General features: G+C 32.4%; 8 protein-coding genes and 1 pseudogene. 7 read left to right on the top strand and 2 right to left on the bottom strand.

Going from position 1 to position 11378, the window contains the following annotated elements; all coding sequences use genetic code 11:
* Nucleotides 1-301: 301 nt before the first annotated feature.
* The gene (locus tag DN408_RS26305) at nt 302-3085 is read left to right on the top strand and encodes a dynamin family protein (protein ID WP_078178536.1); all 2784 of its coding nucleotides are present in this window, start codon (nt 302-304) and stop codon (nt 3083-3085) included.
* A 176-nt stretch (nt 3086-3261) separates the two neighbouring features.
* Here DN408_RS26305 and DN408_RS26300 read toward each other — a convergent pair whose 3' ends face one another.
* Together DN408_RS26300 and DN408_RS26295 are read right to left on the bottom strand one after the other, a co-directional pair.
* A complete protein-coding gene (locus tag DN408_RS26300) occupies nt 3262-4599 on the bottom strand; it encodes an NAD(P)/FAD-dependent oxidoreductase (RefSeq protein WP_078178537.1) in 1338 nt (445 codons plus the stop codon).
* Nucleotides 4600-4901: 302 nt separating this feature from the next.
* Nucleotides 4902-5699: a cell wall hydrolase gene (locus DN408_RS26295; protein ID WP_078178538.1), complete on the bottom strand. Its 798-nt coding sequence runs from the start codon at nt 5697-5699 to the stop codon at nt 4902-4904.
* 381 nt (nt 5700-6080) lie between these two features.
* On the opposite strand from DN408_RS26295, the pseudogene DN408_RS26290 reads away from it, so the two are divergent.
* From DN408_RS26290 to DN408_RS26260, 6 genes and pseudogenes are all read left to right on the top strand, one after another.
* Nucleotides 6081-7069, top strand: a pseudogene (locus DN408_RS26290) (phosphatidylinositol-specific phospholipase C).
* Nucleotides 7070-7274: 205 nt separating this feature from the next.
* Complete coding sequence (locus DN408_RS26285) at nt 7275-8684, top strand: glycoside hydrolase family 1 protein (RefSeq protein ID WP_002167763.1); 1410 nt, start codon at nt 7275-7277, stop codon at nt 8682-8684.
* Between the two features lie 30 nt (nt 8685-8714).
* The gene (locus DN408_RS26280; protein WP_002088023.1) at nt 8715-9422 is read left to right on the top strand and encodes a GntR family transcriptional regulator; all 708 of its coding nucleotides are present in this window, start codon (nt 8715-8717) and stop codon (nt 9420-9422) included.
* A gap of 193 nt (nt 9423-9615) precedes the next feature.
* The gene (locus tag DN408_RS26270) at nt 9616-9810 is read left to right on the top strand and encodes a hypothetical protein (RefSeq protein ID WP_002014626.1); all 195 of its coding nucleotides are present in this window, start codon (nt 9616-9618) and stop codon (nt 9808-9810) included.
* A 32-nt stretch (nt 9811-9842) separates the two neighbouring features.
* Complete coding sequence (bshB2, locus tag DN408_RS26265; protein WP_002167764.1) at nt 9843-10523, top strand: bacillithiol biosynthesis deacetylase BshB2; 681 nt, start codon at nt 9843-9845, stop codon at nt 10521-10523.
* Nucleotides 10523-11320 carry an alpha/beta fold hydrolase gene (locus DN408_RS26260; protein WP_016120673.1) on the top strand — a complete coding sequence of 266 codons (798 nt, stop codon included), beginning with the start codon at nt 10523-10525 and terminating at the stop codon, nt 11318-11320. Before bshB2 ends, DN408_RS26260 begins: the two co-directional genes overlap by 1 nt.
* Nucleotides 11321-11378: the final 58 nt, after the last annotated feature.

The raw sequence follows: 11378 nt of genomic DNA, 5'->3' as shown, positions 1-11378 counted from the left end.
TATAATGATTTCTTTTATTTATTAGCGAAGGGAATCTTGCATATATATTCGTTATAGATTGTTTTTATAATGTGGAATATTATAGTGTTATTAGGTTATTAGGAACATTTAATGTTGTTTCACAACTGAAAGGGAATTGAAAAAAAACTGAAACTTTTCTCATAAAAATTCAATCTTACTTGAAAAATGAAAGGAAAATGAAATTTTCTAAAAGGAATTCTTTGTTAAGATAAAAAGCATACATACAAAAAAGTATTGACATATCTCAAAAATGTATTTTCGAGATATAGTGGGGGAAAAGATGAGATTAGAAAAACAATTAATAAAAAAGATGTATTATGAAACATTCCTAATGGAGAATGAAACACACCCACCTCTTCAAGTACTTGGAGAAGCTTATGTAAACGAAGAAAAAAATGAGATTTCTGATGGATCTTATATTCGTTTTGCACAAGGTGAATTTTATTATCACCATCAAGATTTTGAAGCAGCTATTTTTAAATGGGAGAAAGTTAGTAATGAACTAGCACCATGGGCACAAAAAAATATTGCGGATGCTTACTTCGAACTTAACCAATTATCAGTTGCTGAAAATGTGTATACTTCCATTACTACTGATAACAAAATACTTATGACCGAAATTGTACTGCAATTACTGTCTCTTTACATCGAGCAAAATAATTTTGATTCAGCTTTCGCTGTTATAAAAGAAGCGGTTTCTTTAAATCCCGATTATCCAAACGTCACAACAATTGCCCGTTCCTTTTATGAAGAACAGCAAGATTTTGATAGTGCAGTAGAGCTTGCTGTGAACGAGTTAATTCGAACAGAATCTTATCCGTGGTTTGAGGTTCTAAAAGAATATATCGATAAAGGATTTACTAAAAATATTTCACCAGACTATTTTTATAAAGTATTAGTTACATTAAATAATGTAGATCAAGTACAATTTACGCAAATTGTTTCATCACTTTGGCACAGCTATAAAGATGAACAAAATTACTTATTATGGCTCAACACAATAAATGAATTTTTCATACATATCGAAATACATTCGTCCGATATATGGGACGAAATTTCTTCTCTTTACGAAGAAACATACTTTGAATTAATTCAAGGTCAATATATGCTTAGACAATTACACGATATCATTCCAAACCTGTTAACAAATTGGTTAAAGGTAGTTAATCCCTCTCATGCTGTATTTCCATCTGCAGCAGTATTGGCATGGGATGAGATTTTTCCTTCTAAAATAGATTCAGCGGATATAAAAGATGCAGAAGACCTACTGTCATATTCTATTAATCATGTGAATGGCTTAGAGTATAGTTTACATCTTTTTGAATCTATTACACACTGGGCACAAGAACATGATTTAGAAATGGGTAACCGATTTAGCTGGTTAGTTGGTGAGCTTGCAGATTTAAGAACAAATCGCCTATTAGTAACTGGAACTTCAGGGAACGGAAAAGCTTCATTTATTAACTCTATTTTAGGAGAAAATATATTAGAAAACTCAATCTCAAATGTAGTTGTTTTTAAAAATGACGCTTATACAGAAATTAACGCTATAACAGATTCGGAAATTACAACAACTGAGAATTTCTCTGATTTCCATAACATGATGGCAGTGCATCGTCAAACATATAGAGATAGAGCGTGTGTTGAATTTAAATTACCATGCAGGTTTTTAAGTAAAAATAAACTTACATTCGTTGTTACACCTAGCTTTAATAGGAACAATGACGCGAGAGATGAGGTATTTGAATATTTAAACTCTGTAGATGAATTATTATTCGTATTGAATACGGATTCACCTTTTACTGACAAAGAACGTGACATTCTATTAAGTATCCAAGAACATACACCAAATCTACAAGTTCATTTCTTATTAAATAAAATCGATAACATTTACAATGAAGCAGAAGCAAAAAGAGTTATACAAGATACGCAAGTGAGAATAAATACATATTTCCCTAATGCAAGAGTTTTCCCTTATTCTTCGTTATATACAAATAGTAAACAACTAAACGATTTAACTGAGTTTATTCATTTTAACTTTAACCATAAAAATATCGATGTAGAACGTACTGAAAAGCTATTGTTTTTCATTCGAAAAACAATTACATATCTTTTGGATAAACGCGTCGAGAGGGAAAATAATCTAGTGGATTCTATTAATTGGAATGAAGATATGTTAGTTAAACTAAATGCTTGTATTAATAACCTTACTGCTTTTGAGAAGGAAAAAATTCATTTAATTACAGAAACATATCGTACAATGAAAAACGAAATTACTAATGATCTTACAGAACATATTCCGAAACTATTGCAGAGTTGTTCCGATTTAATTAGTGAAGAAAGTGATTTTGGGCACATTGATATTGAACTAAATACAGCGATGAATGAAAGGGTGCAACAATATCTAGAACAAACTGTATTACCTAATCTTGCTCGCTCGATGCAAAATTGGATTGCGACTTCTAATAACGAGCTCCTTCAAAGTCAATTGTACTTAGCAGAAACCAGTGAAGGACTTAATTCTTTATTTGGAGAAAATCGAATACAGTTAGAATGTGACTTTAAAGTAATTGATGACTGGCGCAGAGATACTGATAGAATGACAACTAGAATACAAATGGAAGAAGTAAATATTTTACGCCGATTTACACCAGCACAATTTTTACTGAAAAGTGCCGGTAAATTATTTGGAGTTCTTCCTAAAAATAAAGCTATGCTATATAACAAATACAAACAGTATTTAGAAAATGAAGATTATACCGATGTAACGGCTTCTATTATGAAGAAATTTTTCTTGCAGTTTGAGCTATTTGAAAACACACAAGAGCGGGATATTAATATGTTCTTTAGAAATCCATTTGGCTCGTTGGAACAAGCTGTAAAAAACACTCATTTAGAAATAAAAGAAAAACAAGATAAACTGCATAAAATGAAATCAAACCCTGAAGTTTATCATGATCCTATAACGCTCTTTGAATTGAGATTACGTCAATGTGAAGTAATCTTGAATATAGGTGAGGATAATTCCTATACAGATTTACCTTTAGAAACAATCATAGAATAAACGTAAAGTAACTCCAAAATATACAATAAAAGTTGATTTTGGAGTTGTTTTTTGTTTACATCTGTATAATATGTACGTTCTTTTTAATAGCAGATTGCATCATGTGTTATAAGAGAAGTAATAGGGAAAAGGGAGCAATAGCAATTAGCTGCTCCCTTTCCATTTAATTAGAGTATTTAAATGTCTGATAAATATTTTCCAACATGCAGACCACTTGCAGCTGCTTGAGATAATGAATGAGTGACGCCTGAACAATCTCCAATTAAAAATAGCCCATCCATACTTGTTTCAAAATGGTTATTGATTTTTATTGTAGGAGCATAGAACTTTCCATCAATTCCATATAATAAAGTATCTTTATCGATAGGTTCTTGGATAAATTGTTCTAAACGTAATAAAAATTTTTTGATTCCTTCAATATATAATGGAGGAATTTCTTCATTCAAATCTCCATAATCTCCGTGTAGTGTAGGCTGTATACGATTATGTTTCATGTTGTTCTCGGCTGTAGGTTGTTTCTTTATTAAGTCCTCTAAACGCTGTATAACAATCCGATCTCGTCCTTGGTTAATGCTTTTAATAATTGAACTTGCGTATACATTTGCTTCTTTGAGAGTTGGAAAATAGCGCGGGATAAATAAAGTGAAATTTAAGTTAGAAGTGCCAGTTCCTTGCTCTCGAAAATTTTGACCGTCAGGCATAACTAAACCTTCTTCATACTTTCGAATAATGCGTCCTTTTGGATTCATACAGTAAGTAGTAGCCGTGAAATGTTCATGCTGATAAGAAAGTTTCGTCTCAAATGTATCTTTTAATATAGAACGTAATTGATGTTCTTTCATCTCTACCCTAATACCTAAATCTATACGGGTTTGTTCCTGTGCAATTTCAAGGGAAGAGCACATTTCTTTTAACCAATCCGTTCCAGAACGCCCAGTTGCAAATACTAATTGCTTAGAATGGACAGTTCCTTGATTTGTAGATATTTTAAAATGGTCTTGCTGCTTAACGACATGTTGTACATCTATATGAAATCGGATATCTATTTTGTTAAGTAAAAATTCATAGAGCTGCTGAAAAATGTTACTTGAAAGTGTAGTGCCAAGATGCCTTACTTCTGTTGTGAGCATTTGTAAACCACACGCTTCAGCTCTCTTAGTGAGATTTAGATTTTCTGTAGAATATTTTGAAACCGAACTTCCGCCAAACTGACATAGAATTTTATCTACTTCAGCCATGAGTTGTATAAAAGTTTTTTTACCTACTTTTTGCTCAAGTTCGCCACCAAATCCATTTGTATAATTAAATTTCCCTTCAGATTTTCCTAAACCACCAAATCCGAAATATTTATCACATGTAGTACAATTACACACTTTTCCTTGGTCTAAAGGACAATGGCGATCTTTTAGCGCTTTACCTTTATCAAGAATTAAAATCTTTTTGTTACTTTGGGCTAATGAATAAGCCATAAAGATGCTACTTACTCCAGCTCCGATAATTGTAACATCATACATATTCTTTCACCTGCTAACGAATAGTTTGTTTTTTATTTTCTTAGTGTATAACACTTTTATGAAGTTAAGAAATAGCTTTTATTAATAAAGAGGGAGTTTTTGAACTTGATGCTTTTTTAATTTCTCCGAGTGGTGGAGTAAATACAAATGTTTTTATTTGAAAGAAGAAATAGTTTTAAATGATCACTATGTCATATGATTAATAAAATCTTACATATAAAAAAACAGACCTCTTAAGTGAAGAGGTCTGCTAATCATTTGAAATAGTTGTTAAGTGCATAAATTTGAAGAGAATTATAGTTTTATTTAGCGAAGACGTGGTTACCGATTACCGCTACTGTTTGACGTGTTGTAATCCATTGGTTTGTTGAAGTTTTTGGATTATAAAAATAAAGCCAATCAGAATGTATTCCATTTGTAGAGATAGCCTCTTCTACTGCCATTTTTGCTTCTGCGCTTGCAGGCTGATTAATTCTACCATCGGTAACAGGAGTAAATGCATATCCGCGTTTAATAGGTTCATAAATAACACCTGTTATTGTATTTGGAAAACCATTTGCATTTACACGATTCAAGATAACTTTCGCCACCGCTACTTTTCCTTTATATGATTCGCCACCTGCCTCAGCAGTAACTAAGCGTGCCATTAAGTCTTTTTCTTTTTCTGAAATACTTGAATTGATTTTTAAATGTTGTCCTGTATAAAGCTTGTTTCCGACTGTATTGTTAATTTGTTTTATAGATTGAACGGTAACATTGTAACGCTTTGCTATAATTTCTAATGAATCTCCCGGCTGTACTTGATAAATAATTTGTCCAGAGATGTTCTTAGGTTTGTCGTTTTGATGAACAGTGACCTCATTTGATTTCATGGATCCTGGAATATGTAACTGTTCACCAATAAAAGTTTGATCTTTTCCTTTATTATTTGCTTGTTTAATAGATTGTATTGAAACTCCATATTGTTTACTGATACCCCAAAGTGTATCATTCTTTTTTACTGTATGAATGGTGGAAGCCTCAGCTACACCTTGATTACATACGAATGTAATTGCTGCCGCAGATAAAGGAATTATATGTTTTATTTTTAATAATTTCATTGTAAATCCTCCCAATAAAAAATTAAGTTTTAACTGTTGAGTAATGTAGTTCAGAGTATATAAGATATGTATTTATATTTTAATATAAGTATATTAGCACGTATAGAATAAATAATCATTATAAGTTTTTTATTTATATCATGTAGGACCCAAATATGAAATATTGCATATGAAAGCCCATTGAAGTTCGAGTTGTTGCTTACTATAATTTATCTAGTGAAAAGGGATATTAAATTTTTTTAATGCATTGAGATGAGAATATGTGGATGTTTTTAAATTTTACTTCTATGCAATATTCCATATTTATGAAACATTATTTATTAAGTAGCTTATACTATATTCAATAAGTTTGATATAAAACAGAAAAAGAGAGGGATAAAAATGAGCAATAAGAAGTTTATTTTGAAATTATTCATATGTAGTACTATACTTAGCACATTTGTATTTGCTTTCAATGATAAGCAAGCAGTTGCTGCTAGCGCTGGTAATGGGCTTGAAAACTGGTCAAAATGGATGCAACCTATACCCGATAACGTACCGTTAGCACGAATTTCAATTCCAGGAACACATGATAGTGGAACGTTCAAGTTGCAAAATCCGATAAAGCAAGTATGGGGAATGACGCAAGAATATAATTTTCGTTACCAAATGGATCACGGAGCTAGAATTTTTGATATTAGAGGGCGTTTAACAGATGATAATACGATAGTTCTTCATCATGGGCCATTATATCTTTATGTAACATTGCATGAATTTATAAATGAAGCGAAACAATTTTTAAAAGATAATCCAAGTGAAACGATTATTATGTCTTTAAAAAAAGAGTATGAGGATATGAAAGGGGCAGAAGATTCATTTAGTAGTACGTTTGAAAAAAATATTTTCCTGATCCTATCTTTTTAAAAACAGAAGGGAATATAAGACTTGGAGATGCTCGAGGGAAAATTGTGCTACTAAAAAGATACAGTGGTAGTAATGAATCTGGAGGATATAATAATTTTTATTGGCCAGATAATGAGACGTTTACGACAACTGTAAATCAAAATGTAAATGTAACAGTACAAGATAAATATAAAGTGAGTTATGATGAGAAAGTAAAATCTATTAAAGATACGATAAATGAAACGATTAACAACAGTGAAGATTGTAATCATCTATATATTAATTTTACAAGCTTGTCTTCTGGTGGTACAGCATGGAATAGTCCATATTATTATGCGTCCTACATAAATCCTGAAATTGCAAACTATATGAAGCAAAAGAATCCTACGAGAGTGGGCTGGGTAATTCAAGATTATATAAATGAAAAATGGTCCCCAATACTTTATGAAGAAGTTATAAGAGCGAATAAGTCACTTGTAAAAGAGTAAAGATTGTCATAGTAAGAAGCGATGAAATACATCGCTTCTTTTTTGTTTTCTAAAAATTAACATCAAATATAGCTTTACATATCGTACGTTCATGATAGAAAAAAATCGAAACTTAAGCTATAATTACTACATATAAAATTTGTACCTATAAATTTTATATGTAGTAATGAATTTGATTTATTGTAATGAAACGGAGGTATATATTATGAAGTTTCCACATGATTTTTTATTCGGGGCTGCTTCAGCTTCTTATCAAGTAGAAGGTGCATGGAATGAGGATGGAAAAGGTGTTACGAATTGGGATGAGTTTTCAAAAATTCCTGGCAAAACATACGATGGAACAAATGGTGATATAGCGGTTGATCATTATCATCGATATAAGGAAGATGTTCGTTTAATGGCTGAGATGGGATTGGAATCGTATCGTTTTTCGATTTCTTGGGCGAGAATATTGCCGACTGGAGATGGAGAGGTAAATGAAAAAGGAATTGAATTTTATAACAATTTAATTGATGAATGTTTAAAGTACGGGATTGTACCGTTTGCCACTTTATATCATTGGGATCTACCATTACCGTTAGAAAAAGATGGTGGGTGGACGAATAAACGAACAGCAGAGGCTTTTGTAAAGTATGCAGAAATTTGCTTTAAGGCATTTGGTGATAGAGTGAAACATTGGATTACTTTTAATGAAACAGTAATGTTTTGTGGATTAGGCTATTTAAAAGGTGCACATCCACCAGGAATACAAAATGATGTTCCAAAGTATTTTCAAGCGACTCATTATGTATTTTATGCGCATGCGAAAACAGTTGCGGTGTACAAGCAGCTGAAACAGTATGGGGAGATTGGGATTACACATGTTTTCTTACCTGCTTATAGTGTGGATGATCAAAAAGAAAATATACTAGCAGCAAATCATGCGAATGAATATGAAACGTACTGGTACTACGATTCAGTTTTAAAAGGTGAGTATCCGTCTTATGTTGTACAACAATTAAAGGAAAATGGGTGGACTCCTAATTGGACGGTTGAAGAATTAGAAATCATTAAACAAAATGCTGAAAAAAATGATTTTATTGGCTTGAATTATTATCAGCCAATACGAGTAGAAAGATATGATATGGATATAAAGAGCGAGGAGCATTCTCGAGAAAACTCAACACTTGCTCCAGGTAATCCTTCTTTCGATGGTTTTTATCGAACAGTAAAAATGGATGATAAAACATATACCAAATGGGGGTGGGAAATATCTCCCGAAGGTTTCTTAGATGGGTTGCATATGTTGAAAGCGCGTTACGGTGACATAAAGATGTATGTAACGGAAAATGGACTTGGTGATGAAGATCCAATCATTGACGGAGAAATTGTAGATGTTCCGCGAATTAAATTTATTGAAGAGCATTTAAAAGTAATGAAGCGTGCAATTCAAGAGGGAATTAATTTAAAAGGTTATTATGCATGGTCAGTTATTGATTTATTAAGTTGGTTAAATGGATATAAAAAGCAATATGGCTTTATTTTTGTCGATCATAATGATAACTTAAAACGTAAGAAGAAACTTTCGTTTCATTGGTATAAACATGTGATCGAAACGAGAGGAGAAGAGTTATAACAGATAAAAGAGTATTTTAGGAGAAAGTGTATGAGTGCAAAGTATAAACAAATTGCAGATGTGTTAGAGCAAAACATTCGAGATGGGCTTTTTAATGAAACGAAAAAATTACCTACAGAAGAAGCGTTGATGAATCGATTTGAAGTAAGCCGTAATACGATACGTAAAGTAATTAGTCAGCTTGTGAATAGAGGTTATATTTTTCAAGTGCAAGGTAGTGGTATGTTTTTACGTGAAACTTCTGTAACAGATTACATTAATTTAGGAAGTTTACGTGGATTAACGAAAAATCTCGTTTCACAAAATATTGAAACGAAAGTGCTAGAGATTGAAGTAATAGAGGCAAATGAAGAGATAGTAGAACGGATGCAATGCGAGATTGGAACTAGGTTATATTTCTTGAAGCGCGTAAGAATTGTAGATGGGAAACCATTCTCTATTGAAGTAAGTTATTTCAAAAAAGATATCATTCCTTATTTGAATGAAGAAATAGCATTAAGTTCTGTATACAGTTATTTCATTGAGGATTTACGATTAAATATTGGCTTTGCCGATAAAGTTATTAGTTGTGAAAAAATAAATAAAGAAAATGCAAAGCTTTTAGAACTAAATGAAGGTGATCCAGCGCTTCTTATTGAAAATACAGTTTATCTTGTAAATGGAACAATTTTTGAGCTATCTCAATCAATGTTTCATTATGAAAAGACCAAACTTTTAAATCGAATTAATTTTAATTGAAAATGAATATAAGTAGCCTTGTAAAAAAGCAACTGGTCCTAAGTGAGCAGTTGCTTTTTATTTTTAAAGTGGATGAGCAAAAAAACACAAAAGTGGTTGGTCCGTTTTTTACAAACTTCTATTATGATAAGAGAAGAAAGGTAGTATTTTATTCATGCTTTAAAATAGACTGGCCTTAGAGAGGTGGAAGACAATGAGTTTTGCGATTTCACTAGTTGTTATTATTGTAGTTGTATCACTATTTGGGACCGTACTAGTCGCACGAAATGTAGAAGAGAATTACGGTAAGTCTACAAAGAGGAATGTAAAAAACTTATCTGCTATCTATATCATTCTTCTTTTAGGGCTTCTTGTGGGAGTTACTTGGTATGCGGTCGTTATTTTATAGAGTGTGTATATGATGAAGGAGTTAATGCATTGATGAAAAATGAGCGCCATGTTTTAGTTGTTTTCCCGCATCCAGATGATGAGTCGTATTGTGTGGCTGGCACAATTTTGGCTTATACGGAGCAGAAAGTCCCTCTTACCTATGTTTGCTTAACACTTGGTGAAATGGGGAGAGCGATGGGGAATCCACCTTTTGCAACTCGTGAATCTTTATATACAATTAGAGAGAAAGAGTTAAAGCGAGCTACAAATATTTTAGGGATTGAAGATTTACGTATGATGGGATATCGTGATAAAACTCTTGAATTTGAAGAGCCTGGAAAATTAAGAAGCTTGATTCAAAACTGTATTGAAGAATTGAATCCTTCTGTAGTTATTTCTTTCTATCCTGGGTATGCAGTTCATCCGGATCACGATGCAACAGGGGAAGCAGTAGTAGAGGTCTTAGCTAATATTTCGGAAAGTAAACGACCAGCCTTTTATGCTGTAGCTTTTTCGAAAAATCATGAAGACGAAATAGGACCTCCAGATTTTAAAAATGAAGTGAAAAAATATGTTTCGAAAAAATTGGAAGCATTACGAGCACATGCATCACAATTTACAACTAAAGTGGATGAGCTGGAAAGGGAGTATGAAGACGGTATTTCAGGCACAGTTGAGTGGTTAGAAAGAGAACCGTTTTGGATATATTCATTCAAAGATAAAAATATGTGATGCTACATCTGAAGGTGATGAATATGTATTTTGAATATAAGAATCGAAAGATTTTTTACAATATAGAAGGATCGGGTCCTGTCATATTGTTTTTACACGGTCTTGGAGGAAATTCGAATAATTGGTTATATCAAAGAAAATACTTCAAGAAGACATGGACCGTAATCTCACTCGATTTACCTGGGCATGGGAAATCCGAAGGGATGGAAATTAGTTTTAAAGAATATTCAAATGTTTTATATGAGTTATATAATCATTTAAAGCTAAAATCAGTAACAATTTGTGGTCTTTCAAAAGGAGCTAGAGTGGGTATCGATTTTGCTATTCAATATCCACGTTTTATTTCTAGCTTAATTGTTGTAAATGCATTTCCCTATTTAGAACCGGCAGATCGTAAAGAACGACTTGAAGTATATGATTTACTTAGCTTGCAGGATAAAGGGAAAACTTGGGCTGATACGTTATTGAGAGCAATGGGAGTAGAAGATAATGATGCAATTGTCCGAGGATTTCATCAATCCCTACAAATGATTCATCCGACGCATATTCAAAGGCTATTCGCTGAATTAGTTGATTACGATCAAAGACCATACCTCTCTAACATTGCATGTCCTGCATTAATAATACGAGGAGAGAATGATTATTTTGTTCCGGAAAAGTATGTGAGAGAATTTGAAAAACACCTGAGAAACGTGACCTTCGTTGAGTTGAAAAATAGTGGGCACTTGCCTTATTTAGAACAGCCTACTAGCTTTAATGTGACGGTAGAGGCATTTTTAAATCATGCGCTTGATTAATACCATTTTTGCAGTGAATACTGTTATTAATGAGTTCAGGGCACCAGCTTGGAGAGGA

This window comes from Bacillus sp. AR13-1, from assembly GCF_008042285.1.
GTDB classification, from domain to species: Bacteria; Bacillota; Bacilli; order Bacillales; family Bacillaceae_G; genus Bacillus_A; species Bacillus_A mycoides.
This window is presented reverse-complemented; position numbering and strand designations above follow the sequence as displayed.

Bases quoted from the DNA above. Each gene is read 5' to 3' on its own strand.
- DN408_RS26305 (WP_078178536.1), top strand. From the start codon at position 302: ATGAGATTAGAAAAACAATTAATAAAAAAGATGTATTATGAAACATTC.
- DN408_RS26300 (WP_078178537.1), bottom strand. From the start codon at position 4,599: ATGTATGATGTTACAATTATCGGAGCTGGAGTAAGTAGCATCTTTATG.
- DN408_RS26295 (WP_078178538.1), bottom strand. From the start codon at position 5,699: ATGAAATTATTAAAAATAAAACATATAATTCCTTTATCTGCGGCAGCA.
- DN408_RS26285 (WP_002167763.1), top strand. From the start codon at position 7,275: ATGAAGTTTCCACATGATTTTTTATTCGGGGCTGCTTCAGCTTCTTAT.
- DN408_RS26280 (WP_002088023.1), top strand. From the start codon at position 8,715: ATGAGTGCAAAGTATAAACAAATTGCAGATGTGTTAGAGCAAAACATT.
- DN408_RS26270 (WP_002014626.1), top strand. From the start codon at position 9,616: ATGAGTTTTGCGATTTCACTAGTTGTTATTATTGTAGTTGTATCACTA.
- bshB2 (WP_002167764.1), top strand. From the start codon at position 9,843: ATGAAAAATGAGCGCCATGTTTTAGTTGTTTTCCCGCATCCAGATGAT.
- DN408_RS26260 (WP_016120673.1), top strand. From the start codon at position 10,523: ATGCTACATCTGAAGGTGATGAATATGTATTTTGAATATAAGAATCGA.